The following is a 25,726-nucleotide window of genomic DNA, read 5'->3' on the forward strand; positions in this document are numbered from 1 at the left end:
GAGGAGAATTTCCGATGATTCATGAACTGTTTCCCTACTTGCATGTGCACGATGCGTCCGCCGCCGTGGAATTTTATGGCAAGGTATTCGGCGTGAAGGAGCTGTTTCGTCTGACCGAACCCAGTGGCCGTGTGGGGCATGTAGAGCTGGATTTTAATGGCACCATTTTGATGTTGAGCGAGGAATATCCTGAATGCAGCATCTTGAGTGCGCGGACTATCGGCGCCACACCGGTAACCTTGCATCTGCATGTGGACGATGCCGATGCTCTGGTTGCGGCGGCGGTTGCCGCTGGTGCGACCCTGGAGCGTGAGCCGCAGGATGAATTTTACGGGGAGCGTAGCGGCGTGTTTCGCGATCCTTTTGGCCATCGCTGGAATGTTGGCCACAGCATTGAGAAAGTTACGCCGGAAGAAATGCAGCGACGTTACGACGCGATGTTTGCGTCATGATTGCTTCTGTCATCCAAAACATCACGAAGTTGTAACATCCCGGTCATAGACTCGCGGCGAATCCCAGATCGGAGAAACCGCGATGAAAACACCAATAACGTTTCTGTTGACCCTCTCGCTCGCTGCCATGCTGACCGCTTGTGGCGGCGACGACAATGATGATAACGACTCCAGCTCCAGTTCAAGTCTCTCGTCCTCCAGCGTCCCGAGCAGCTCAAGTTCTGAACCGAGCAGTTCAAGCTCTGAAACCAGCAGCTCAAGCTCCAGCGTACCCGTGCTGGAAAAAATTTCCCTGAATTATCTCGGTCGCTACAGCAGCGGCGAGTTCGATGAAGCAGCCGCTGAAATCCCGGCCTACGACCCGGCCAGCCAGCGCGCTTTTATCGTCAATGCCCAGCAAGGCGTAGCCGAAGTGTTGGACATGAGCGCACCGGCAATGCCTGTCAGCGTGGGCGCCTTGGATGCGAACAGTATCGCGGCTGGTGCGGTGGTTAATAGCATCGCCGTGCGCAATGGCATTGTGGCTTTGGCCGTTGAAGCGGCGGTGAAAACCGACCCGGGTTACGTGGCTTTTTACCGTGCAGACGACCTGACTGAAATCAGTCATGTCACGGTGGGAGCGCTACCGGATATGCTCACTTTCACGCCCGACGGCAATTACGTGCTGGTGGCCAACGAAGGCGAACCGAGCGACAATTATCAAGATGACCCCGACGGCTCCATCAGCGTGATTGATGTGACCGATATCGAAAACCCGGTTGCCACCACCGCTGACTTCGCCGACTTCAATGACCAGGCCGCTGAGCTGCGCGCCGCCGGTGTGCGCATCTACGGCCCCGAGGCCACTGTGGCGCAAGACCTGGAGCCGGAATACATCGCTATCTCCGCCGATAGCAGCACCGCCTGGGCTACCTTGCAGGAAAACAACGCCTTGGCGAAGATCGATATCGCAACAGCCACCGTTACCGAAATCCTGCCTCTGGGCTTCAAGGATCACGGCGTTGATGGCAATGGCATGGACACCAACGATGAAGACGGCGTGATCAATATTGACACTTTTGCCGGTGTGCGCGGCCTCTACCTACCCGATGCTATGGCTGCCTACGAGGTGGAGGGTGCCACTTACCTGGTAACCGCCAACGAAGGTGACGCCCGCGCCTGGGGTGAAGACAATGACGCCTACTGGGCCGGGGATGACAAACAGGGATTTGTTGAAGAATTCCGCGTTAAGCATCTGGTTCACAGCGATGGTTTCGAGCGCCGTGACGGTGACGACCTGCCTCCACAGCTGTTTGATATGGCAGCCGGCGCCTTATTAAACCCTGAAACCTTTGCATACTGTAACGCGGTTGCCGGTGACCCGGGCGACTGTCGCGAAGACGACATACTCGGCCGCCTCAACATCACCTGGACCATGGGCTACCGCACCGACGAAACCGGCGCACCGCTCATGTTCAACACCAGCGGTGAACTGGACCCGGCAGGCGACCGACTGATGTACGACGCACTTTACTCCTATGGCGGCCGCTCCTTCTCCATCTGGGATGCCGATGGCGAACAAGTATGGGATTCCGGTGATCAAATCGAACAATTCCTCGCTGGCGAAGACTGCATGCTCGGCTCAGCACGCGACATCCCCTGCGCTGACTACTTCAACACCGGTCACGACGAAGGCGACGCAATGGACTCCCGCAGCGACGCCAAAGGCCCGGAGCCGGAAGGCCTGACCATCGGCAAACTGGGCGACAAAACCTTTGTATTTGTCGGCCTGGAGCGTATGGGCGGCATCCTGGTGTACGACATCTCCAACCCGGAAGCTCCCGTATTTATGGATTACCTGAACAGCCGCGAAGACTGGACTACCGAAGATCCGAGCACAGTATTGGCCGAAGTGGGTGACCTGGGCCCGGAAGGCTTGGTGTTTGTCAGCGCCGCCGATTCACCCAATGGCACACCTTTGCTGATCGTCGGTAATGAAGTCAGCGGTACCACCGCCATTTACGAGATTGAAGAGCATTTTGCGGCTGAATAATCGTGGCACCTGAGAGGGGGGTTGCCAACGCAATCCCTCCAAACAGCGAACCCCTAAAAAGCAGTGCTTCGTAGTCGTTTGTCATTAGGCCTTTTGTTTCGAAAACGCATGAATACATCCCTGTAGCTCCTTCAAGTCATCCCTGACTTGAAGGTTTCGAAACAAAAGGCCTAACGCCAAACTCGCATTGTGCCAGCGTCAATTTTATTAGTACGCTGAAACGGTGCTAAACAATCCTTTCGAAACAGTTAGTGTACTTTCACCACTTCATTTGCCTGTCTCGCCTGAACAAGGCAAAATCAGCCTCCTTGTACACCCGATATAACCGCTCAAGCAGAAAAATAACCAAGGCTTACCCATGAGATCGTCATCACGATCCCGACAGTCGATGTGTACTTTTTGCTCAAAAGCCCGCGAAGCAAGTGTTATGATCGCGGGCCAAAATAAAAACAGTGGTATCCGACGCGCACTTAACCAGCCATTTCATTGATGGCAATGCACCCGCATTGCACCGGAAGGCTGACAAAACTTTAACTGACAACAAGAAACCGCGTATGCAAGACATCCTCAAAAAATACGGCGACTACCTGGTTCCCGCTGGCATCCTCATTATTTCCCTGATTATTTACGGCACCCTCTATGGCAATCCCAAAGCCATGTTCTGGGATGAAAATTATCATATCGCCTCGGCGCAAAAGCACATCGACGGCGTGATGTATATGGAGCCGCATCCACCGCTGGGCAAGATGTTGATGGCGGTGGGCGAAACACTGGTTGGTGCCAATAAAAATATCGACAAGCGTGCACTTAACGAAACGGATTACCTCACCGGCGATGCCGCGCCTGCGGGTATGCGCTACACCGGTTTTCGTTTGCCCTCCACTTTCCTCATGGCATTTTCCGTGTTGTTTTTTTACGGCATTGTGCACCGGATTACGCGGCGCAAATGGGTGGCGGCGGCGTTTACAGCGCTGGTGATTTTTGACAACGCCATGGTGATTCATTCGCGCTCGGTCATGCTTGAAGGCATCCAGATGTTTTTTATCCTGGGGGCGATCTATTACATGGTGCACGTCATCACCAGCGGTAAACCGATCCGCTTGCCGCATTACGCGATTCTCGGTGTGCTGATCGGGTTGGCCATTGCAGTAAAACTTAACGGCGCGATTTTGTTGCTGTTGTTTGTCATGTTGTGGGGCGCCGATCAATGGCAAAACATCAAACAGCTTAACTGGCTGGCGTTGGCCAAACGCCTCGGGCTGACGGTGCCTGCGGGTATTGCGCCGCTACTGCTGGTGTTCTTCGGTATCTTCTACATCCATATCGGGATGGGGACTGAAGTGGTCAACAACCGTACCTACAAAGCCTCGCCGGAGTATCTCAATTACATTCGCAAAGGTGAAACCTTCACGCCTTCCGCGTTTGTGGTGGGTATGAAAGATAACTGGCGTTATATTTCGGAATATGCCGATGGCGTACCGCGCCTCGATGTGTGCAAGCCCGGCGAAAACGGCAGCCACGCATCGGGCTGGCCGATCGGTAAAAAGAGCATCAATTACCGTTGGGACAAAGACACCATCGACGGTAAAGTACAAGTGCGTTACATGCAGATTATCTGCAATCCGATCGTATGGTTTTCAGTATTGCTCGGCGTCATTCTCTCGGTCGGTTTGCTCACCAGCAAGTTCGTCTATGGCAACAAAGTCAAAGACGAGCCGCTGTTCTACTGGATCTGTGCGTTCACCGCGCTGTATCTGTGTTACATGATTGCCATCTTGCAAATTGAACGGGTGATGTACCTCTATCACTACCTGGTGCCATTGGTGTTCGGCTCGCTCAATCTGGCGATGGTGTTCACCTATATCTTCCGCGATGAAGTGATCGCGAACCATCGCCACACGATGATTAACCTGGGTGTTTTTGTTCTGCTGGTTATTGGGGTATTCGCCTTCTTCTCGCCGTTTACCTACGGCTTCCAGATGACTGAAGATGAATTTGTGCTGCGCAACTGGTTCAGCTTCTGGCAATTGAATGTGGTGAGATAAGATGAAACTGACAATGAATAAAAATACAGCCCTGTCGATCCTGTTAGCGGTGGTAACGCTGGTTATCCTGTGGCGCATCACCCCGGTTTATGTTGATCCGGTTATTAAATTAACCATCATCAAAAACCGTGCGCAAATCACCAGCATCAATCAGCCGCGCGATGTGGAATTTACCAAAGAGGTGATGGTAGATAACCTGAACCTGTACAACAAAAGTCGCTTCCGCCATGACAAGCTGGGTGATATCGGCTATCACGATCAATTCTTTGTGGATGTTGAGCATGAGTTCACGGTTAAAGTAGCGGGACAATATCGCTTTAATATCGCCAGCGATGACGGTTTTACTGCCGCGATTGACGATAAACCACTGTGTGAATTCCAGCGCGATCGCCCCTTCTCCATGCAGAGTTGTCCGGTGACCTTAAGCGAAGGAAAGCACACATTCCGGTTCTCTTATTTCCAGGGGTATGGGCAGTCGGGTTTGACCGTGCAATATCTGCATAACACCGATAGCAAGACCTATTATTTTGGGGATGACTCGAAATATATGCGGTTTTGATAGCGGCGCAGGAGCAGGAAACGGAAGAATCCATAGATTCCACCATTTAATGAATATTTGGGAGGTTTCGCGGTCGGCGCTATGGCTGGGTAATGGCGCCGGTCCAGACTTAATCTATACTCACTGTATCGCCCGCGTGACAGTCGAATAGATTCTTCACAGGTATTTATGCAATGTTATCGTTATGGAAATTATTCCATAGAACGCAACAGTTCCGACGGCTCATAGTCGGCATAATGCTGGCTGCCAGTTGTTCGGCTTTGGGCAGCCAACCGACAGAAGTACAACAGATTGTCCTGCCATTTATTAAAGCCAATGCGCCGAGCCACCAGACGTATTTTCCGAAGCTGCTGGCCCTGGTTCTCGACAAAACAGCCGCTACCCACGGGCCTTACGAAATCAGTTATTTTCGCAACAACTTTACCTCTGCCCGTATCATCTCTGAATTAAAATTCGGTCGCTCGATCAATGTGCTGTGGACCAGTCCCGATGAGGATCGCGAGCGGGAACTGTTACCCATTCGCGTGTCTCTGTTGCAGGGGTTGAACAGCTACCGTATTTTTCTGATTCGCCAAAAAGACCGCGAGAAATTCAAGGCTATTCAATCTCTGGATGAATTACGCCGCTTCCGTGCTGGCTCGGTGTCCAACTGGCCCGATACCAAAGTGATGCAAGACAGCGATCTGCCTGTGGTCACTTCAGCTCATTACGATCTGTTGTTTACCATGCTGGCGGGCAAACGGTTCGATTATTTTCCGCGCGGGCTTTATGAAATCTGGGATGAGCAGCAGGTCCATGCAGATAAGGATCTGGTGATTGAGGAAAGCCTGATGTTTTATTACCCGGCGCCGATCTATTTCTTTGTTAATCCGCGCGATAAAAAACTGGCTGAACGCATAGAACGCGGCTTGCAACTGGCCATTGAAGATGGCAGTTATCACGAATTGTTTTTTAGTGTTCCGAGTTTCAAACGAGGCTATGAAGAACTGTCCAACAAGGAGCGTCGCATCTTCGACCTGGAACAACCGAATATCGCCACGCCTAAATTACCGTAATCCTGTTAATCCTGCCGTACATGTCTGGTCTTGGCTTCGATCCACAGCGACATATATTGCGTGCTTTTATGTTGATGATGTTGCAGCATGGCGCCGATAAAATTATGACGCCGATGAGTCGCCAGTTTGTCGACAGTTGCTTCCAGTTTATTTATCAGGAAGGGCGTTAAGGTGGTGGCAGAAAATTGTTGTAGCGTATCCGCGCAGCGATCCTGGGCGACTTGCCACAACCCGGGCGACTCGTACAAATTTACGGCGGCGGTGACAAACTGTTCACGTTCATCGGCAATAAATCCCGGCCACTTTTCCGCCGCATCAATTCCTTCGGCACCTATCGTGGTTGTCACACTCGGGGTGCCGCACTGTATGGCATCAATCAGTTTTCCTTTAAGACCCGCACCAAACCGCAAAGGCGCAAGGCACACCCGCGCGTTTTGCATTATCTCGTGTGCATCGTCGGCCCAGCCGCGCACCAGGAATCCCTGTTTGGGGTTGTGTAATGCCGTTGCTTTGGGCGGTGGATAAGCACCGTAGATATGCAGTTGTGCTTGCGGGAGTTGCGCACGAAGACGCGGCCAAACCTGGTGTTTTAAACAGAGCACAGCATCCCAGTTGGGCTCGTGGCGAAAATTGCCGATAGTAATAAAATCCTGACGCTGCGCGAATGTTGGCTGGATTGATATTGCAGGCGGGAGCAAGAACGGGCAATAGTGCAGCAGCGCTTCCGGTACGGAGAAAGCCTGTTGCAATAGTTGATATTCAAAACGCGAAATAATCAAGGTTATGTCGCAACGGTAGATCGCGGCAATCTCCCGTTGTGCCATATCATCGGAAGCCATTAATCCGTAAAGTGTTTCCGTCGTGTTAACCGGCGGGTACAACTGATATTTTTCGGCTTCCATAGCAGCGGATTGCTGCCGGGTTTTCAATAATTGCTGGCGTACGTTGCGCAGGCTGTGTAAATCTTCGGTGTTCAAAACCCGCAGGGCGTTCGGGCAGGTATTTGCCACCCGCCAACCAAATTGTTCCTCAGTAAAGAAACGATCAAACATCACCACATCGGGTTGTAATTCGTTCAGGTATTCATCAAAACTTGAGCAATTCAGTGCGATGATTTTTTCTTTCACGCCCAGAGCGGGGAGATCAATGCGGTGTTCAGAAAGATTGGCTGCCGAGGCAAAGGTGACACGCCAGGATTGTTGCAGAAAAGCGTTAATCAATTGCAGCATACGTGAGCCGGCCGCCGATGAGTTGGGCTCGGGCCAGACATAACCGATGATCAGAATATTTTTTATCACAACAGTGCACGCAGGTTTAACCAAGGTGCCGGTTATTATAGGGAATTAACGGCTGCTCTGCCCGATTAACCGTGCCTGTTAAATGAATCTCACAAGCGCCAGGCCAGGGTCAACGCGCCGAACTCTTCCCGTGCCGTAGCGTTGGTATCCAGAGCGCTGCCTTCCTGATAAGAAAGGCTCATGCTCACATTGTCCCAGGAGTAGGAAATGCCGCCGTAAAGGCCATATTGCTCGTGGCGTAAATTTGCTGAGGGGCTGTCGCGAAAGGTGTTGCCGTTGATGAAGATCTGGTTGTGGACATAGTCGGCTGTCACGCCGGCATACATGTACCAACCGCCATCAATGGCCATGGGGTTACTGATCCTGCCGGTCAGCAATGCGGCGGTGGAAAAACTTTTTTGCAGCCCGGTGCCGGCGCGCAGAATCAGTCCGCCACCGGCGGAAGATTCAAGATTGCCCAGGCTGATATTGGCCAGCAAAACCATATCGACCGGGCTGGTTTCATGGCTGGCGAAACGCCACACGCCGGTGCGGGAAATCTGGCCGATGGGCTCGTTGCCTAATTGGGAATCCCAGCCTTTGGGTTCGGTTGAATCGGTAATTTTATGAATTAAACGTTGAGTCTTTTCAGCGCCGGAGGCGGGCCCCAGCACCCCGATCAACAGACTGACCGCATCGGCAAAATTGTCGTCCACAACAATATAGGATGAACGAAAAAATAATAAACCGGCATAGGGTGCATCGTTCGGGTCGGGAATTTCTTTGGAGATATCACGCGGTGTCACCATGGCCTGACCCAGGGTGTGGGCGGCATAAGCCAGGGGTGCTTTATCATCTTGCATCCAGGCCAATGGCAGGGTCAGCAAGGGCGGCTTGAGTTTTTCTTCGCCTTCGTTGGACAAGTCATACCAGGAAAGGTACAACCCATTGGTATAACCACCGCCATCTTTATTGGCAAAGATATCGTTGTGCCAGATGATGGAAGCCCAATCAACCTCCGCACGCGCGGGAGCCACCGCGAGAAAACCACACAGTTGCATAGCAACAAGTTGGATGACAATAAAAATACCGCGCATGAATTCCCTACGCTTAAAAATCAATTATGGATTTCCTGATACCAATTCCGGACCTGATATCAATATCTGGAAAAGCTACACCAGGTCGCAACAATTACTGTTCAGGATATTTCACCGCATCAATGCGGACACGAATGGTTTTGGTGGTAGAAATAAACCATTCAATTTCCTGTCCGACAGACATGCCGAGTAACGCGCTGCCCATCGGCGCCAGAACGGATATTTTATCGGCGCAGCCGTCAGTATCCTGCGGGTAAACCAGTGTGTAGGTAAAGGTTTCTCCAGTGGACAGCACAGTAAAGGTAACCCGCGAATGCATGGTGACAGTGTTGGGTGCCAGCTTGTCGCAGGCTACGACATCGGCCCGTTGCAATCCGCCCATCAGCCGGCACGCGCCGGAGTGATTGTATTTCGGTAAAGAATTGAGCAAGGCTTCCAGTTGTTCGAAATCCCGCTCGGTGATGACTATAGGTGATTCGCTTGCCATAAAAACCTCGAACATGGTTGATCGCCGGTCCAGGGACCGGATGGTTACCGTTAAGTTGTTGTTGGAATTATTAGAAAGAAGGGCAGGATCGATAATAGGTCAGCGGAAATAAAACGGCAATAGCATCGAAATGGCTATGTGGCGTAACAAACACTTTCAAAAAGTTCATAAAAAAATGTAAAAAATCATGCGCATTCTGGCGTGTGCGCTAACCACTCGACGACGCCCAAACCAGCCTGACGGCCCGTGGCAAAACAACCGGTTAACAGGTAGCCACCAGTAGGCGCTTCCCAATCCAGCATCTCTCCGGCGCAGAAAATGCCGGGCATATTTTTAAGCATTAGCTGATCATTCAACGCGGAAAAGCAAATGCCTCCGGCACTGCTGATGGCTTCGCTTAATGGTCGCGTGCGCACGAGTCTGACGGACAGCTGTTTGATCGCCTTCGCCAACAACGCGTTATCCTGCCAGACATTTGCTGATGCCAACTCGCGCAGGAGTTGGCTTTTTATCGGCGGCAGTTTTAATTGTTTGCGCAAAAAATTACTGATCGACTCTTTGCCTCTTGGTTTTTTTAAGAGCGTGGTAATCTTGCTTTCGGTGAGATCAGGCAGCAAATCGATAGCGACATCCGTGTATCCAATGCGATGAATATTTTCACGCAATATCGCTGACAGCGCATACACGACGTTGCCTTCTATGCCATGGTGGGTGAGCGTCGCCTCGCCCCGTTGCTGGTGCAGCTGACCGTTAGTATCACGAATGGATAAGCTGATGGTATTTAAGGGTTGGCCGGCGCACTTCTCGCGAAAAAAATCACTCCAGTCCACTTCAAAACCGCAATTGCTCGGTTGCAAGTCCGCGATAGCAATATGCCGCTCACGCAACCAGGGAACCCAGGCGCCATCGGAACCGAGACGCGGCCAGCTGGCGCCACCCAATGCCAATACACAGGCATCGGGCGACAGGAGAATGTCTTCGTCAGCATGGGAAGGTGAATGATGTTGAAAATGCAATTCCCCTTTTTCCGTCCAGCCCAACCAATGATGACGCGGAAAAAATTTAACGCCGCGTTCGCGCAAACGGTGCAACCAGGCGCGCAACAGAGGCGCAGCCTTCATACCGGTGGGGAAGACGCGCCCCGATGTGCCCACAAAGGTTTCAATACCCAGGTCATGCACCCACTGGCGCAATGCCTGTGCATCAAATTGCTGGATGATAGGTGTGAGCTCTGTGGTGGCTGTACCGTAGCGAGTCAGAAATATCGCTGGATCTTCAGCGTGGGTGATGTTCATGCCGCCCACGCCGGCCAATAAAAATTTACGCCCTAATGACGGCATCGCATCGTAAATTGAAACGGCGAAGCCTGCGTCGGCAATGATGTCAGCCGCCATTAAACCGGCGGGACCGCCACCGATAATGGCAACCTGGCGAGGAGGGTTCTGGGAATTTGTTGTCAATCTGGTTCACCGATATCAAAAGACAACATCGGCGAACCAGAAAATATCAAGCATTACTGTTTGATGCTGACCTGGAAGGGCGATGCTGGAAGGTCCGCGCTATTATACAGATTTGCATCGGCAGGGTTATCGGCCCAGGCATAACGTACCCACACGGGCTCGGTAATATCGTCATGCCATACGATCAATTGATTGCCATCAAGTTTGGACTTGGCCCAGACAAATACCTGGTCTTTTCCGGCAATCGCGATTTCCTGTAATGCATCTCCCTGAACCTTCAAACCTTTACCGACATGGTCAAAGCGAATCACCAGTGTCTTGCCTTTACGTTTGACGGATTTCACCTGTGGGCCGGAGGCCAGCAATTTCTTTTCACCATAGGCCAGTTGTCGTGCGGCCAACGCCAGGCGTTCGCCCACGGCTTGTTTATTCAAGGGGTGAATATCATTCCATTCGCCGACATCAATCGCGACGGCCATGGCGGTTTTGGGTACTGCCAGCGTTTTGCGTTGTGCTTCACGCAGCTGCGCCCACTCGCTGTCGCCGGGTGATGTGTTGGGTTCCATAAAATTGGCCAGTTGCACAAACAAGAAGGGGAAATTGCCCTGATCAAAATGCGCGCGCCAATCGCCAATCATGCCGGCAAACAAATTCTCGTATTCGCGCCAACGTGTCACATTGGATTCACCCTGAAACCAGATGGCACCTTTGATATTAAACGGAAAGGCAGGGGCGAGTTTTGCTTTGAATAAACTGGTGGGCTGGTAATGAATGGTGGTGGAGGGCAGCATCGCATCCGCGTGCATACCGATCTTGTAAAACCAGTCACCGCTCAGATCAATCTGTTCCTTGGCCAGTTTCAACGCGTAATCTTTATCTTTCACAAAACCGGGTTTGCCGGAATAGCTGGTCACGCGCACGCGTATTTCGTTATTGCCTGCCTTTAATAAACCTTCGGGCACATCATAAATGCGTGGAGGGTATTGATAGCCGGTTTGGCCAATCAATTGGCCATTGAGATAAACCTGATCGCCATCCACAATCGCACCTAACCATAAACGTGCGGCTTGTTGTGCTTGTTGCTCTGTCAGCGTAACGGTTTTTTTGAACCAGATGATGCCGTTGGTAAATTCAATGCCTTGTTCTTTTACAAAGCCCGGCACCTGGAATTTTTTCCAATCGTTAGTTTTAGCTTCCGTCGCTGACCAAACCGGTTTTGCGTTCAGGCCGGCGTCTTCTGTATTGGTTTTCGCATACCAGGCATCGCTGTTGGCTTTATCCTGCGCGATGGTTTTTTGCAACACGGCATCGTCTTTGAATTTATTTGCGGCTTTAAGATATTCCGGATAATCCTGCAATGCCGCTTCACTCATCCAGGCTTCCACCGGTGAACCACCGACTGCAATGCTGAGGATGCCGATGGGCACGCCGTATTCCTGATGCAGGTCCCGCGCAAAGAAGAAACCTACCGCTGAAAAACCGGCCAGATTATCAGGTGTGGCGGTTTTCCATTGGCCTTGAGTGTAATCCTCGCGCGGTTTATCAAACGCATAAGCCACCGGCACGGAAAATTCACGCACCTTGGGCAATCGGGTTTCGGCAATCACGGTGGGATAACGATAATGCACGCGCCGCAGGGGCAACTCCATATTCGATTGTCCGGCGGCGATCCACAAATCACCGAGCCAGATATCCTTTACTTGCAGCGTGTTGTTGGCCTGAATGGTTAATTCATAAGGCCCGCCCGCTTTCATAGCGGGAAAGCTGACTTCCCAGCGGCCGTCTTTGGCCCGGGTGCGGCGTTCCTGTTGCGCAAAGCGCAGCGTGATTTGCTCGCCCTCATCGGCCCAGCCCCAGATCGTCAGGGGTTTATCGCGTTGCAGGATGGCGCCATCGCTCAACAGGCGGGGCAGTCGCACATCGGCATTGACAGGGGCGATAAACACCAGGCTCAGGAATGCAAAACAGGTTAAACGTTTTACAGTAGTTATTATTATCTCGGACATAGGCACCTCATCTCACGCGGTATGATCAGGGGGTAGATAGTTTCTAGACTATAGCCAGAAAAACAATACTTGTATACCAGTTGGGTGCCCGCGTGATTCTCGCCGCAAGTTATTCCTTTTCGTCCGCACGAATATATTCCTTATAGTGCTCGCGATAATCTTCAAGATTATCGCGCAGGATTTCGCGATAACGACCGGTGAGATAATTGAGCGAGCTATCCATTTCTTCAATATATTCCTTGCGGTCCAGCGAGGATGTGGCGACTACAAAGGCATTGAAACGGGCAGCCGCATTCAGTAATGAGGCACTCACCACACCCGGATCAATCTCCTCGCAGGCGGTGTTGGCTTGTTGAATAAATTGATCTACCAGATTCCAGAATAATTCTTCATCGCGATTGGTCATGTTGATCCTCTACAACGTCAGGAGAAAATGTTCGTCGCCAGTTCAGCCAGCGATGGCCTATGGCTTCGGCAGTAACATATAAACTCGGTACTAAAATCAAGGTGACCAGTGTGGCAAAAAGCACACCAAAGGCGAGCGAGATTACCATGGGAATCAGGAAGCGCGCCTGTACACTTTGCTCAGCCATGATGGGAACCAGGCCGATAAATGTCGTCACAGATGTCAGTAAGATAGCGCGAAACCGATCGCGCCCGCCCTGCACCACCGCGTCCATAACAGCGAGTCCTTGCTGGCGCAATTGATTGATACGATCCAGCAACACCAGATTATCGTTCACGACGACGCCGGCACAGGCCACGAAACCCAGCATGGATAACATGCTCACTTCACGCCCCATAATCATATGTCCGAAGACGGCGCCCATAAAACCGAACGGAATGGCGGTGAGGATTAATAACGGTTGCCAGTAGGAACGAAAACTGATCGCCATCAAACCATAAATAAATAATACCGCCAGCATAAAATTTTTCTTCACCGACGCCATAAAGTCGGCTTGATCGCGCATGGTGCCGTCCGGGCGCAAGGTAAAGCCGGGAAATTCCCGCTGCCATCGCGGCAGATGGCGTGCAAGCAGATCAGCGACGATTGCATTGGGTTCACCGGTCTCCTGCACGTTGGCCGTAATAGCGATGCTGCGTTTGCGATCGCGGCGATCAATCACGGTGTAGCCCGGCACAAACACAATCTCTGCCACTTCGGTGAGCGGAATCTCGGCGCCGTTAGCGGTGCGAATACGCATTTGATCCAATTGTTCCAGGGTTTGTCGATCTGCTTCCGGGTAGCGCACCAATACGCGCACATCTTCAATGCCGCGTGGAATTCGCTGTGCTTCTTCACCATAAAATGCCTGGCGTACTTGTCGCGCGATCAGATTCAAATCCACGCCGAGCATTTCCGCGTTGGGTTTTAAGCGCAGATCAATCTCCGGGCGCGAGGCTTCGAGGCTGGTGCGTAAATCAAAGACTTCCACATATTTTTCCAGCTCGGCGCGCACGGCTTCAGTGGCTCGTTGCTGTTCTTTCAAATCATTACTGCTGATACTCATATTCAAACGAATATCGTCATCCACTGAATTTACCGTGAAGTCGAGACGGAATTCTTTTGCTTCGGGAATTGCACCGATTAACTCACGCCAGCGTTGATTGACATCAATGATCGAGACCTGCCGTTGCTCTGCATCCTGTAGCGCGATGGCCACATAAATATTCACGCCGTAAGCCCAGGTCTGGATGCCCTGGATAAATGGTTGATCCTCGTTGTCGGCGAGCAATTGTTCATCGTCGCGCAGCGTTAAGGCAGCGTCTTGTACTTTTTGCATGATGCGGCGCGTTTCGTAAAAAGATGTACCTTCCGGCAACACCACGCGCGCTTCCACAGAATCGCCCGGCACATGCGGCATAAAACTGCTGCGCAACCAGCCGGCGGCAAACAGCGCGAGCGTGATGGCGAAGGCTAGCGCAAATCCAACCAGTACTGCGCCTTTATAAGCCAGCATGCGCCGCAATGCCGGTTGATACAGTGTGCCCGCAACATAATCCAGCTTATTGCCCAACCACTGACGCTGCTGCGCCAACCAGCGCAGTGCCGCAAACCGACTGGGGCTTTCGGATTTCATGTGCGCGAGATGCGCGGGCAGGATCAGCAGTGATTCCACCAGCGAGAAAAATAAACACAGGATCACCACCACCGGTATCGGGTAAGAGATGGAACCCATGGTGCCCGGCACAGACAGCATGGGCACAAAGAAAATCATGGTGCTGATAACCGCAAAAAAGACCGGCACGCTCACCAGTTTTGCACCACTGGCTGCGCTGGCGTTACCGCGAATGCCATGTTGCTGGCGAGTGTAAATACTTTCGCCGACGATGATCGCATCGTCCACCACAATGCCGAGCACCAATAAAAAGGCAAACAGCGAAATCATATTGATGCTCACACCCAGGTACGGTAACAACCAGATAGCGCCGGCAAACGCCGTGGCGATTCCGACGCACACCCAGATGGCCAACAACGGGCGCAGAAACAACATCAGGATAATAAATACCAGGATCAAACCGCTGAAGGCATTGCTGAGTAATAAATTCAAACGCCCTTCAAACAGTTTGGACATATCCCGCCAGACTTCCAGTTGAATGCCAGCGGGTAGTGTATGTTTGGCCTGCGCCAGATAGGCTTCAACTTCGGCGGTGGCGGCGATGATGTCGGGGTTTTCGGTGATGGATAATTCCAGAAACACGGCGCGTTTGCCGTTGAATTGTGCCACGATATCCTGATCGGAAAATCCATCGCGAATGTCGGCGATATCGCGCAGCAATAATTTGCTGCCATCGGCGCGGGTCAACACCGGAATGCGACCGAATTCCTCAGCGCTGTCTGCCTGGGCGCGGGTCTGGATTTGAATATCACCATCCGGCGTCTTGATCACCCCAGCCGGTAAATTTAATGAAGCACCGCGAATTGCCTGAGCGATGGCATCAAAGGTTAATTGATGCTGGCGCAGGGTAGCTTCGCTGACTTCAATACTCATTTCGTACGGCCGCGTGCCGTTGAGTTGCACCAGTGATATGCCGGGTAACAAGGCCAGTTCATTGCGTACGCGCCAACCGGTTTCTTTCAGCGCTGCTTCATCCACATCGCCGTACAAGGCGAGACTCATCAAGGGGCTGCGACGTAACTGCCGACGCGTAATCGGCCGCTCGACATCCGGTGGAAAGGTATTGATGGCATCGACGCGGGTTTTTATATCGTTAAGGATTTGTTGCGGGTCGTAACCTTCGGTCACTTCAATGGTAACCAGTGCGCGGCCCTGACGTGAGCGGGACGTCATCTCATAGATGCCGTCAAGATCGGCGATGGCTTCTTCAATCCGAATCGCAATTTGTTCTTCAACTTCGGTGGGGCCCGCGCCGGGATAATTCATCTCCACTTCGATGATATTGCGCGCGACCATCGGAAAGACTTCTTTATCCAGATGGCCAAGGCTGGCGAAACCACCGATAAAGATAAACAGCATCAGCAGGTTGGCCGCGACCCGGTTTTCAACAAACCATTGAATCAAACGATTCACGGTGCGACCTCAGGCGGTTGATCTTTTATGGTAACGCTGATGCCGGGGCTGAGATAACCCTGGCGTTCGAGTACCACGGCTTCGCCCTCGGCAATATCACCTCTCAGCCACACAAATTGTTCATCGCTGCGCAGCACTTGCACGGTTTTCAGGTGCACGCGATTTTCGGCATCCAGCGTATAAATCTGATCGCGCCGAAACACCGCCGTTTTGGGCAGGCGAATAATATTGTCGATGGGTTTGCCGGTAATTTCGGTTTCAACATACATACCCATCAACATCGGTGCCGGATGATGTTCGCGATTAAACGGCTCGCGAATCTCCACGACCACCTGATACATACGAGACTGCGGATCAAGGCTCGCATCGGTACGCGTCATCTGCCCTTGCCACTGATATTCTGTGCCGGCAATGGTGCCGGTCAGCGTGACCGGAATTGCAGCGGGATGATTATTCACGGGCAAGTCGATCAATAAGGCCTGCAAATCCGTGAGCGCAATGCGCACTTCGGCCACGGCGGCATCGTACACCGAGGCGATGCGCGTGCCGGCGGTTACAAATTGCCCGAGATCAACAAAGGTTTCACTGATGCGCCCGTTAAACGGCGCGGTGATGCGGGTGCGTTCAAGATTAAGTTTTGCCTGATCCCGTTGCGCGCGTGCGGCAGCCAGTAATGCTTCGGCAGCAGCGATCTGCGGTTTGCGCAGGAACAAATCATTGGCATCGTCATTGCCGAGGTCGCGCCATTCCCGTTGCGCCTGGCGAGCCAGGCCGCGCTCGCTGGTCAGTGCGCGTTGCGCATCCGCCACATTGGCTTCCGCTTGTATCAAGGCATATTGATAATCCCGTTCATCAACCTGTACCAGCCAATCATCGGCGGCAAAAAAACCGCCGTCGACAAAGGCTGGCGCCACCTGGGTAATGCGCCCGCTGACCTGGCTGATGACATCAATCTGGCGGCGCGGCATGACCGTGCCCTGTGCGTTGACATTCAGCGTGGTGGTGTGCGGTTGAGCCAACACCACGGCCACCTCCGGCAGCGGCTGCGCGACAAAGGGGCGAGGTTCAGGGCGCGGTTTGAGCAGTACCAGCGCCGCAATAATCGCGACGCCGATAACCAGTAATTTGGCAGCCAGGGGAATAGATTGCCATCGGTGTCTGGCGCCCATAGAGAATGTCCTAAGGTTTTTTAACGAAGGCACTGTTAATAAAATGCGTGCCTTTTAATTGAATCAGCACCGGCATGCCCTGCTGTTGCAGCAACAGCGTTTCATAGGTTTGCAGAATATCGGCCTTGGTGGCTTTGCTTAACGCCGCCACCATTTTTTCCTTGCGTGCAAAATCCAGGTGACCGAATTTGAAGTCATATAAATGTTCGCGAGCTTCGCTGGTGAAGTCGGTAGGTTTTTGCGTGAGCTGCGCAATCTCCGCCTGTTTCATTTGCTCCAGCGTCGCCTCGTCCAGCGCTTGCAGTTGGGTAAAAAATTCCTCGCGAAAGCGATCCATCCGCGCCTTGATGTCTGGCAAATCAGTATTGGTGCTCTGCACATACAGCGCGAACATCGGGTAGTCATCGACATTAATCGGCGCGCTGCCAACGGTGTAACCCAATTGTTCATTGGTGCGTAGCTGGGTAAAAAATTCATTGGAAAAAATACCGTTCAACAATACCAGTTGCGCATGTTGCTCAACGGATTTTTCGGTACCGATAATGCCCGACAGGAGCGCGTTATCCGTCTGGTCAATGGCTTCGCGGAAATTAATCGCCACCTGCGGGTTGGGCGTAATCATCGGCAGGATAAAACGCTCTTGCGGCAGACGTTGGCTGTTAAATTGTTGCATCGCATATTGCGCGATGGTTTTTACCGTCTCCTCGGTAAAATTACCGAAGGCATAACCGCGCAATAAATTTTCCTGCAATACGCGCTGGTGATAGGCCACCAGATCCGCACGGGTCAGCTGGTTGGCCGCCGCCAATAATTCTTCGTCGGTCCAGTTGGCGACATACAGCAAGCGCCACATATGATTAAACAATTGTTGTGTCGGTGCTGCCTTACGCGCGTTGATGCGCTCCAGCCGGTAACGATCCAGTACCTGCGTAAAATCCTGTTCGTTGATCTTCAATTGCGCAAAGTGATCAATCAGGTCGGTGAACAGTGTTGGTTGTTGGCTGCTATAACCGGTGATGCGAATCATCTGGCTTTTTTCCGGCGTCAGATCGATGGTGATATCCAGCCCGGCCCGACCGGCGCGATCGCGCAGGGTAGTGGTTTGCAACGCGAAGACATCATTCAGCAGCGACGCGAGCACAATATTGCGCGTGCTGTCCAGCGCGAAAGTGACATTCAGGTTGAGGTCCAGCATGGCCTTGTCTTCGCGATAATGTTGCGCATGCATCAGCCAGACTTCCGCGCCGGGCTGCTCCATGATCAAAGTCGGGTGATCGTAAACGGCGGTAACAATCTCGGCGGTTTCATCGGAAAATAATTGATTCTCCGGCGGCAGTTTAAAATGCATGTTCTCGCCCAAGGTTTGCCAGCGTTCAAACTCTGCCGCCGTGGTATCGCGCATGGCGTAGCGGCCTTCATAGAACGGAATGGTTTGCTCGGCTTTTTCAGTCTTGCTGACATACCAGATGCGCGACCGTTGTGGTTGTAATTGTTCCAGCACCTGGCGAACAGCGGCTTCGTCAAAACGTTCATAGACGTAATTGGCATCCAGCAAGTGCTCAACCGGATAATCAAATTGCTGACGCGACAGTTCAATGGCTTGCTGAACCGGTTGCGCTTTCGCCTGACTGGCGAAATCTTTTTCGCGCATGGCTTTCAATTCCTGAAAGTAACGCTCCTCAATCCCTTCCTGTTTAATCAGGTCGATATAGGCAAACACCGAGGCGACAATAGTATCGCGCTGCTTCATGCCTTTATCGGTCATTTCTACGATCACGCGCAGGAAGCCGTCGGGACCGTAATTATCCGGCACGACATAACCGTACACTGCATTGGCCAAACCGTCCCGGCGTAGCACTTCGCCGAGCGTACCTTCTTCTTCTGAGGTAATTAAATTATTGATGAATTCATTAGGCTTGAGGCGCCACTGGGCCGAGTTATCGGCGATGGGAAATTCCACCAGTAATTGTTTGGTGTCTTTGAGTGATTGGTAATGAATTGTCTTGCCCATTTGCGCCGGAGTAATACCCGGTGTGGTAACAACTGGCGGCTGGATATTTTTATTGGGAATGCTCGCGAAATGTTTCTCTGTCAGCGCTTTTAATTCATCCAATGACTGGCGGCCCACAATGGTGAGTTTCATGTTGTTGGCTGAATAGTAGCGGTCATAAAACGCAAGCAAGGCATCCTGTAAACGCGAGCCCGGTTTATCGGTCAGGGTTTCCAGGTTGCCGACATTAAAGCGCGCCGCCGGGTGTTCGGGATTGGCGGTAATGCCGTTGAGACGGTACATGATCCAGTTATCCTGCGAGCGGCCCGACGACCATTCGCTGGCAACAGCGTTACGCTCTTTATCACTGTACTGCGGATCAAAGGTCGGCTTTTTGAAGTAATCACTGAAGTAATCCAGCGCCTGATCAATCTTGCCGGCATTTATCTGGAAAAAATAATTGGTGTGGTCTGCCGCCGTAAACGCATTCCAGATACCCGCATTCTGGTCGACAAATTTTTGAAAGCTGTTGGGTTCCGGATATTTCTCAGTGCCGAGGAACAGCATGTGCTCCAGATAATGCGCCAGCCCCGGATGTGCATCCGGGTCCTGATAACTGCCCACACCCACACCCATGGACACCGCCGTCACTTCCACGCTCGGGTCAGACACCAACACCGCCTGTAACTGATTCGGCAAGGTCATCACTGCGTAGCGACGATCATCGTTGGGGCTTTTGCGGATAACCGTCTCGGCAACCGGCTGCTGAACATCTGCCGGTGTTGTTGTTCCGACGTGTTCACAGGCCGTCAGGCCGAACCCGGTGAGTAACAAAGTCAACAACAGTGTGAGCGAGAAATGACGCATGCGGAGGTCCTTTATCTGATAACGGCGGGAGGCTTTACAGACACGCCGGCGGCCACTCCGGTTCCTCGGAGCGGCCGCCAGTTAATCGCGGAGAAGGTTAGCGGCAAATACGACGTGCGGTCAAACGGGATACGCGGTGTTTGAGGGATAAATCATCGGCGGGTGCTGTTTAGTCGGCATCCGGCGCTTCACCGCGATACTTGGCATTGCTGATACCACTGACACTGGTTTTGGCCCGCGTAGTGCCGTAGTAACCGACATTCGACGCACCGGCCGCCTCTATCTCCAGCGTTTCGGTGGCATAGACATCGGCGTTGGATGCGCCGGCCACGGTCACGCGGGTTGCACGCGTCTTCAGCGGGGCCGCATTGTAATGGCTGGCACCGGCCAGGGTAGCCTGCTGGCTATCGACCTCACCGGCTTGTTTAAATGAAAGATGAGAGGCACCGGTCAGCTCCGCACGCAGCTCTTCACCGCGCAGTTGGTCAATATTCACATGGCTCGCGCCGGTCAGGTTCATGGTGAGCTTATTGATATGTAAGGTGCCGACATTGATATGGCCCGCGCCCGTGACCTCGATATGTAAACGGTCGCCCGTCCAGTCAGTGCTTTTTACCTGTGCGGCGCCCGTCAGCGTCAAACGCTCCAGTTGCTTGAGGGTTATGGCAAAGGTGACCTCCTCGCTGTTGTCCCAATCGAACCAGTTCCAACCGTTCGAACGGTTATTCAGGTAAAGGGTGCCGTCCTTTTGGTGAATCTCCACGTTCTTCATCATCTTATCGGTAGCGGTGATGACCAGCGCTTCCTGGTCGCCCCGGGTCAACAGCATCTGACCGGAACCGCGCAGGTCGATGTGAGTGATATTGTCCAGCGCAAATGCCCGCGTGGACTTGTCGTCGGCGCTGGCCAGCAGCGGTTGCGACAACAACAGCAATAGCGCGATCAATTTGAAGGTATTCATGTCATGCTCCGTCAGTAAAGTAAGAGGGCGTAAAACGATGGCCATACTTCCTTGGATGCAGATGCGCGCCTTTTGGATTCAGCTTTCGCAGGAATCTCTAGCGCTGCTGTGAAGCCGGCCCAAACGCACACTTGCCCGGCAAATACAAGACTGGTCTGGACCGCCGTTTTGCGGATAATGCACCTCACACGCCGGTGTACATCAGGCTCCGTTAATCAGGTTTGCTCCGTTAATAAGTTAAGAGTTACCCGCTATGAACAGTATCTCCCAACGCATTGCCGAAGAATTAAGCGTCAACGAACAGCAAGTCAGCGCCGCCGTCGCGCTGCTGGATGAAGGCGCCACCGTTCCTTTTATCTCCCGTTACCGTAAAGAAGTGACTGGCGGGCTGGATGACACCCAGATGCGTACCCTGGAAGAACGGCTGCGCTACCTGCGCGAACTGGAAGAGCGACGCGCCGCAATCCTCAAGAGCATTACCGAACAGGAAAAACTGACGCCCGAACTGGAGCGCGACATCCTGCAAGCCGATACCAAAAACCGCCTCGAAGACTTATACCTGCCCTACAAACCCAAGCGCCGCACCAAAGGCCAGATCGCCAAAGAAGCCGGCCTCGAACCCCTGGCTGAGGCCCTGCTGGCCGACCCGACGCTGAATCCCGAAGCCGAAGCGGTCAAGTACCTCAACGCCGAGCACAAGATTGACGACGCCAAAGCCGCGCTCGACGGAGCCAAATATATCCTCATGGAAAAATTCAGTGAGGACGCCGAACTGCTCGGCAAGCTGCGTAACTTCCTGCAACAGGAAGCCACCATCAGCGCGCGAGTCGCTACTGGCAAAGAAGCTGATACTTCGCAGGAAGTGCAAAAATTCCGCGACTATTTTGAACACGATGAACCGCTTAAAAGCACGCCCTCGCATCGCGCCCTCGCCATGTTCCGTGGTCGCAACGAAGGCGTATTGACCATCGCCATCAAAGTGGGCGACGAAGAAAATCGCGTGGGTCATCCCTGCGAAACCATGGTGGGTGAACATTGGCAAATCCGCGACCAGGGCCGCGCTGCCGACACCTGGTTGGCTGAAGTCGTGCGCTGGACCTGGCGAGTCAAATTATTAACGCACCTGGAAACTGATTTGCTCGGCGAACTGCGCGAGAAGGCCGAAGAGGATGCGATCAAAGTATTTGCATCGAATTTAAAAGATTTGCTGCTCGCTGCACCGGCAGGGCAAAAAGCCACCATCGGCCTCGACCCTGGTATGCGCACCGGCGTAAAAGTGGCAGTCGTCGACGCAACTGGCAAAGTTGTTGATCATTGCGCGATTTTCCCCACACCTCCGTTCAACAAAATTGCTGAATCAGAAAAAGTGTTAGTGGCGTTATGCAAAAAGCACAACGTCGGTTTGATCGCCATTGGTAACGGCACCGCCTCGCGCGAAACCGAAAAGTTTGTGAAAGATGTGTTAAAGACGCACAGCGATATTCACGCTACCAGTGTGGTAGTGAATGAAGCGGGAGCATCAATCTATTCCGCCTCGGAATTTGCCGCAAAAGAATTTCCGGATCTGGACGTAACCATTCGCGGTGCGATTTCTATCGCACGCCGGCTGCAAGATCCGCTGGCCGAATTGGTAAAGATTGATCCCAAATCTATCGGCGTGGGTCAATACCAACACGACGTATCCCAATCGCAACTGGCGCGCTCGCTCGACGCGGTAGTAGAAGACTGTGTGAACGCCGTCGGTGTAGAGGTCAACACCGCCTCCGCCGCCTTGCTCGCGCGCGTATCCGGTTTGAATTCAACGCTTGCTAACAACATTGTGGAATTCCGCAATCAGAACGGCGCCTTCACCTCCCGCGCTGCACTGAAAAAAGTCCCGCGCTTTGGCGAAAAAACCTTTGAACAAGCCGCAGGCTTTTTGCGTGTTGCCGGTGGTGAAAATCCGCTGGACGCCTCAGCGGTTCACCCCGAGTCCTACACTGTGGTGGAAAAAATTGCCGCAAAACATGGCCGCGATATTCGCGGCGTTATCGGCGACTCCACCTTCCTGCGCGGTGTAAAACCTGCTGAATACGTGGATGAAAAATTCGGCTTGCCGACCATTACCGACATCCTCAAAGAACTCGACAAACCCGGCCGCGACCCGCGCCCGGAATTTAAAACCGCGCAATTCCAGGAAGGCGTGGAAGAAATTACCGATTTGATCCCCGGCATGATCCTCGAAGGCACTGTCACCAACGTCACCAACTTCGGCGCGTTCGTGGACATCGGCGTGCACCAGGATGGTCTGGTACACATCTCCGCGTTATCCAACACCTTCGTTAAAGACCCGCGCGAAGTTGTTAAAGCCGGTGACATCGTAAAAGCCAAAGTGATGGAGGTTGATGTGCCGCGTAAACGCATTGCGTTGTCATTGCGTTTGGATGATACACCGGGTGAAAAAGTAGAAGGTAACAGCAAAGGCGGTAAGGGTGGGTATCGCGCATCACAGAACCAGCAGCGCAATGCGCAACGCAACAATCCGGCACCCGCCCCGGCTATGGGCAGTATGGGCGCGCTTTTGCAGCAGGCGATGAAGAAAAAATAATTGGATTGTTGCTTGATGGAAATTAAGAAGCCGCACAGGAATGTGCGGCTTTTTTATTAGCGTAAAGCTAGCAATAGAGCTGATCAAGCGGGCTACGAGTTCCTGCATAATGTTGGCTAATAACGTGAGTATAAATTTGAGTCGTTTTCACATCGTTGTGGCTGAGCAGTTCCTGAACACTTCGAATGTCATAGCCGTCCTGTAGCAAGTGCGTGGCAAAGGAATGGCGAAACGTATGACAGTTAACACGTTTATTGTCACTTTGTTGTAGCTGAGTAGAGTTCTGGATAGCCAGTTGTAATGCAGGTACCAGGGAAGGGCTTAGAAGTGTCTGCCGGTCTTTGTTGGCTTTGCCATCTCGAACGGTAAGACTCAATCGATTAAGATCAATATCTTGAATTCTCAGGCGCAAGCATTCGGTAACACGCAGTCCGCTGCCATAAAGGATAGATATAATGAGACGGTCACGGTCGCTGAGTTCCTTGAGAATAGCGGCAATCTCGACTTTAGCTAGAACGCAAGGCAAATGGCGCTGCTTACGCGCCAAGCTGAAATCCATCTCCCCAAGTTCTTGCTTGAGTACTTTATGGTACATAAAAACCAGAGCATTCAGAGCAACTTTTTGGGTGTTGACGGCAACATGGCGATGAGTCGCCAGCCAGGTTAAAAAAGCTTTCACCTCCGAAGCCGCTAATTCAGCGGGATGCCGTTTATTGTTATAGAGGATATATTGCTTGATCCAGAAAAGATAAGTTTTTTCTGTTCGGATGCTGTAACCACGTAGGCGCATCTCGCCGCGCAGCTGCTCTATAAAAGGGCTTTTGGCCATGCCTGACTCTCCTTGTAGAAATTACCAATAACTGTGTTTTTATACAGTATATTCATGTTGGATTCAAATCTATGCGCGTTTAGCCGTTACCGAATGCGCGTTAATCTTCTTGTGTTTCTGGAAAAGACTATTATAGTCAGACACTTAAGATCCTCTCCCAGAGAGATAACGCGCAATAGATGGTGTTATAACGCGCATGCGCGTTTCCGTCCTTGGCGATTCTCGAAAGATCAAGATTTTATATAAGTATATTAGGTGCTTACTGCAATTTCTTGATGAAAAATGTGAGGTGGAAAACGCGCATGCGCGATATACAAATGTTATGCAAATACATATGAAATATAGAATCTTAAAAATTATCATCTCTATCGCACTGCTAGCCATAGTTATTGCGCCAATAGCACTATATGTTAAAAAATTTGGCTTTGGGCTGTGGGAGAGTCATGATGACTGGGCAAAAATGGGGGATTTTTTTGGTGGAGTGCTTGGAACAATTTTAACAACTATATCTATAGTGTTTCTTGCTATTCAAATCCGTGAGCAATCTAAAGTTAGAGCAAATGAACTTTCTAACACTATTAGCCTTGAGTGCGATCATGATGTTAGGCTCTACACTGAAAAGGTCAGCTCTATATTATCTGAAAAAACTGTAACGGCAATACTGTTGCAAACCATCATGCATCATGACGCCCTTATAAAAGAGAATAAGCAAGAAGAGGCCAAAAAATTAATCCAGAAATATATTTCAAATAATTTGGAGCTTAGCTCGGCGTGGATTCAAGTTGATTCATCCATGAGAAAATTATATGAGTTAGATATACGTAGGTATCTTAGATTAAGAAATTACGTAATATCGGTCATGGATATGGGGCATATTTCTTTCATGGATTCACTTGTAAGCGTTTTTTCTGGAAAAGAAAAGAGCTCATCATTATTTCTCGTGGAATATAACAAGAAGAACAAAGCATAACAAAGTGTATCAACTCGCGCACTTCGTGCGCTGGACAGTTTTTAATTCGCGGCTTTGTGGTTTTGCTGCGCAAAAGTAACCCACAAAACCACGAATTAAAAACTGCCGTTGTACACGGCGTTATGATTTTTGAGGACCGCATGTACCGATACGCACGTAAGGTTATTTTGATATTTACCTTGGGATCTTTAACAGCTTGCGTGCCATTCCCAACGAAGAATATAGATACACCGAAGATTGAGGGAAATATTCACTCCGGTACAGGTGGGTTAAGTGGTTACGCTGTCTATCTCGCATACGACGTAAGTGATGCTTGTTCTAGCAACGAGGCTATCGAAGCAGTTACCGAT

The 25,726-nt window shown here is 51.8% G+C and carries 18 protein-coding genes; 7 read left to right on the top strand and 11 right to left on the bottom strand.

Annotation, left to right across the window (positions count from 1 at the left end):
* Positions 1 to 14 precede the first annotated feature (14 nt).
* The 5 genes from CBR65_RS15615 (at position 15) to CBR65_RS15635 (ending at position 6,143) form a co-directional block, all read left to right on the top strand.
* Positions 15 to 452, top strand: coding sequence for a VOC family protein (locus tag CBR65_RS15615; RefSeq protein ID WP_087467717.1), 438 nt, complete (start codon positions 15 to 17; stop codon positions 450 to 452).
* Between the two features lie 82 nt (positions 453 to 534).
* Complete coding sequence (locus CBR65_RS15620) at positions 535 to 2,484, top strand: choice-of-anchor I family protein (protein ID WP_087467718.1); 1,950 nt, start codon at positions 535 to 537, stop codon at positions 2,482 to 2,484.
* A 554-nt stretch (positions 2,485 to 3,038) separates the two neighbouring features.
* Positions 3,039 to 4,529, top strand: coding sequence for a phospholipid carrier-dependent glycosyltransferase (locus tag CBR65_RS15625; RefSeq protein WP_087469109.1), 1,491 nt, complete (start codon positions 3,039 to 3,041; stop codon positions 4,527 to 4,529).
* 1 nt (position 4,530) lies between these two features.
* The gene (locus CBR65_RS15630; protein ID WP_087467719.1) at positions 4,531 to 5,088 is read left to right on the top strand and encodes a PA14 domain-containing protein; all 558 of its coding nucleotides are present in this window, start codon (positions 4,531 to 4,533) and stop codon (positions 5,086 to 5,088) included.
* 236 nt (positions 5,089 to 5,324) lie between these two features.
* Positions 5,325 to 6,143 (top strand): transporter substrate-binding domain-containing protein, encoded by an 819-nt coding sequence (locus CBR65_RS15635; protein WP_087467720.1) that lies wholly within the window; start codon positions 5,325 to 5,327, stop codon positions 6,141 to 6,143.
* A gap of 5 nt (positions 6,144 to 6,148) precedes the next feature.
* On the opposite strand, the gene CBR65_RS15640 is transcribed toward CBR65_RS15635, so the two are convergent.
* The 10 genes from CBR65_RS15640 to CBR65_RS15685 form a co-directional block, all read right to left on the bottom strand.
* Positions 6,149 to 7,441: a glycosyltransferase gene (locus tag CBR65_RS15640; RefSeq protein ID WP_232461220.1), complete on the bottom strand. Its 1,293-nt coding sequence runs from the start codon at positions 7,439 to 7,441 to the stop codon at positions 6,149 to 6,151.
* Positions 7,442 to 7,530: 89 nt separating this feature from the next.
* Positions 7,531 to 8,541 (bottom strand): lipid A deacylase LpxR family protein, encoded by a 1,011-nt coding sequence (locus CBR65_RS15645; RefSeq protein WP_157672103.1) that lies wholly within the window; start codon positions 8,539 to 8,541, stop codon positions 7,531 to 7,533.
* 70 nt (positions 8,542 to 8,611) lie between these two features.
* Positions 8,612 to 9,004 carry a nucleoside diphosphate kinase regulator gene (gene rnk / locus CBR65_RS15650; protein WP_087469111.1) on the bottom strand — a complete coding sequence of 131 codons (393 nt, stop codon included), beginning with the start codon at positions 9,002 to 9,004 and terminating at the stop codon, positions 8,612 to 8,614.
* Between the two features lie 185 nt (positions 9,005 to 9,189).
* Positions 9,190 to 10,464, bottom strand: a complete 1,275-nt coding sequence (locus CBR65_RS15655) for a TIGR03862 family flavoprotein (protein ID WP_087467722.1) — start codon at positions 10,462 to 10,464, stop codon at positions 9,190 to 9,192.
* Between the two features lie 53 nt (positions 10,465 to 10,517).
* Entirely contained in the window at positions 10,518 to 12,470 is a 1,953-nt protein-coding gene (locus CBR65_RS15660; protein WP_087467723.1) for a sialate O-acetylesterase, read from the bottom strand.
* A gap of 109 nt (positions 12,471 to 12,579) precedes the next feature.
* Positions 12,580 to 12,876, bottom strand: coding sequence for a DUF3144 domain-containing protein (locus CBR65_RS15665; protein WP_087467724.1), 297 nt, complete (start codon positions 12,874 to 12,876; stop codon positions 12,580 to 12,582).
* Entirely contained in the window at positions 12,860 to 16,003 is a 3,144-nt protein-coding gene (locus tag CBR65_RS15670; protein ID WP_087467725.1) for an efflux RND transporter permease subunit, read from the bottom strand. The genes CBR65_RS15665 and CBR65_RS15670 overlap by 17 nt, the downstream gene beginning before the upstream one ends.
* Positions 16,000 to 17,172, bottom strand: coding sequence for an efflux RND transporter periplasmic adaptor subunit (locus tag CBR65_RS15675; protein ID WP_087467726.1), 1,173 nt, complete (start codon positions 17,170 to 17,172; stop codon positions 16,000 to 16,002). The genes CBR65_RS15670 and CBR65_RS15675 overlap by 4 nt, the downstream gene beginning before the upstream one ends.
* A 10-nt stretch (positions 17,173 to 17,182) precedes the next feature.
* Positions 17,183 to 20,029, bottom strand: a complete 2,847-nt coding sequence (locus CBR65_RS15680; protein ID WP_087467727.1) for an insulinase family protein — start codon at positions 20,027 to 20,029, stop codon at positions 17,183 to 17,185.
* 169 nt (positions 20,030 to 20,198) lie between these two features.
* A complete protein-coding gene (locus CBR65_RS15685) occupies positions 20,199 to 20,990 on the bottom strand; it encodes a GIN domain-containing protein (protein ID WP_157672104.1) in 792 nt (263 codons plus the stop codon).
* Between the two features lie 253 nt (positions 20,991 to 21,243).
* On the opposite strand from CBR65_RS15685, the gene CBR65_RS15690 reads away from it, so the two are divergent.
* The gene (locus tag CBR65_RS15690) at positions 21,244 to 23,577 is read left to right on the top strand and encodes a Tex family protein (RefSeq protein ID WP_087467729.1); all 2,334 of its coding nucleotides are present in this window, start codon (positions 21,244 to 21,246) and stop codon (positions 23,575 to 23,577) included.
* A 67-nt stretch (positions 23,578 to 23,644) separates the two neighbouring features.
* Here CBR65_RS15690 and CBR65_RS15695 read toward each other — a convergent pair whose 3' ends face one another.
* Positions 23,645 to 24,406 carry a tyrosine-type recombinase/integrase gene (locus CBR65_RS15695; RefSeq protein WP_087467730.1) on the bottom strand — a complete coding sequence of 254 codons (762 nt, stop codon included), beginning with the start codon at positions 24,404 to 24,406 and terminating at the stop codon, positions 23,645 to 23,647.
* 334 nt (positions 24,407 to 24,740) lie between these two features.
* Here CBR65_RS15695 and CBR65_RS15700 point away from each other — a divergent pair, with 334 nt between their 5' ends.
* Positions 24,741 to 25,376: a hypothetical protein gene (locus CBR65_RS15700; RefSeq protein WP_157672105.1), complete on the top strand. Its 636-nt coding sequence runs from the start codon at positions 24,741 to 24,743 to the stop codon at positions 25,374 to 25,376.
* Positions 25,377 to 25,726 lie beyond the last annotated feature (350 nt).

This window comes from Cellvibrio sp. PSBB006 (assembly GCF_002162135.1).
Classification (GTDB): Bacteria; Pseudomonadota; Gammaproteobacteria; order Pseudomonadales; family Cellvibrionaceae; genus Cellvibrio.

What these genes read in the sequence shown, in the direction of transcription:
- CBR65_RS15635 (WP_087467720.1), top strand. Translation starts at nt 5,325, where the DNA reads ATGCTGGCTGCCAGTTGTTCGGCTTTGGGCAGCCAACCGACAGAAGTA.
- CBR65_RS15680 (WP_087467727.1), bottom strand. Translation starts at nt 20,029, where the DNA reads ATGCGTCATTTCTCGCTCACACTGTTGTTGACTTTGTTACTCACCGGG.
- CBR65_RS15695 (WP_087467730.1), bottom strand. Translation starts at nt 24,406, where the DNA reads ATGGCCAAAAGCCCTTTTATAGAGCAGCTGCGCGGCGAGATGCGCCTA.
- CBR65_RS15625 (WP_087469109.1), top strand. Translation starts at nt 3,039, where the DNA reads ATGCAAGACATCCTCAAAAAATACGGCGACTACCTGGTTCCCGCTGGC.
- CBR65_RS15685 (WP_157672104.1), bottom strand. Translation starts at nt 20,990, where the DNA reads ATGAATACCTTCAAATTGATCGCGCTATTGCTGTTGTTGTCGCAACCG.
- CBR65_RS15620 (WP_087467718.1), top strand. Translation starts at nt 535, where the DNA reads ATGAAAACACCAATAACGTTTCTGTTGACCCTCTCGCTCGCTGCCATG.
- CBR65_RS15690 (WP_087467729.1), top strand. Translation starts at nt 21,244, where the DNA reads ATGAACAGTATCTCCCAACGCATTGCCGAAGAATTAAGCGTCAACGAA.
- CBR65_RS15660 (WP_087467723.1), bottom strand. Translation starts at nt 12,470, where the DNA reads ATGTCCGAGATAATAATAACTACTGTAAAACGTTTAACCTGTTTTGCA.
- CBR65_RS15630 (WP_087467719.1), top strand. Translation starts at nt 4,531, where the DNA reads ATGAAACTGACAATGAATAAAAATACAGCCCTGTCGATCCTGTTAGCG.
- CBR65_RS15615 (WP_087467717.1), top strand. Translation starts at nt 15, where the DNA reads ATGATTCATGAACTGTTTCCCTACTTGCATGTGCACGATGCGTCCGCC.
- CBR65_RS15700 (WP_157672105.1), top strand. Translation starts at nt 24,741, where the DNA reads ATGAAATATAGAATCTTAAAAATTATCATCTCTATCGCACTGCTAGCC.
- rnk (WP_087469111.1), bottom strand. Translation starts at nt 9,004, where the DNA reads ATGGCAAGCGAATCACCTATAGTCATCACCGAGCGGGATTTCGAACAA.
- CBR65_RS15675 (WP_087467726.1), bottom strand. Translation starts at nt 17,172, where the DNA reads ATGGGCGCCAGACACCGATGGCAATCTATTCCCCTGGCTGCCAAATTA.
- CBR65_RS15665 (WP_087467724.1), bottom strand. Translation starts at nt 12,876, where the DNA reads ATGACCAATCGCGATGAAGAATTATTCTGGAATCTGGTAGATCAATTT.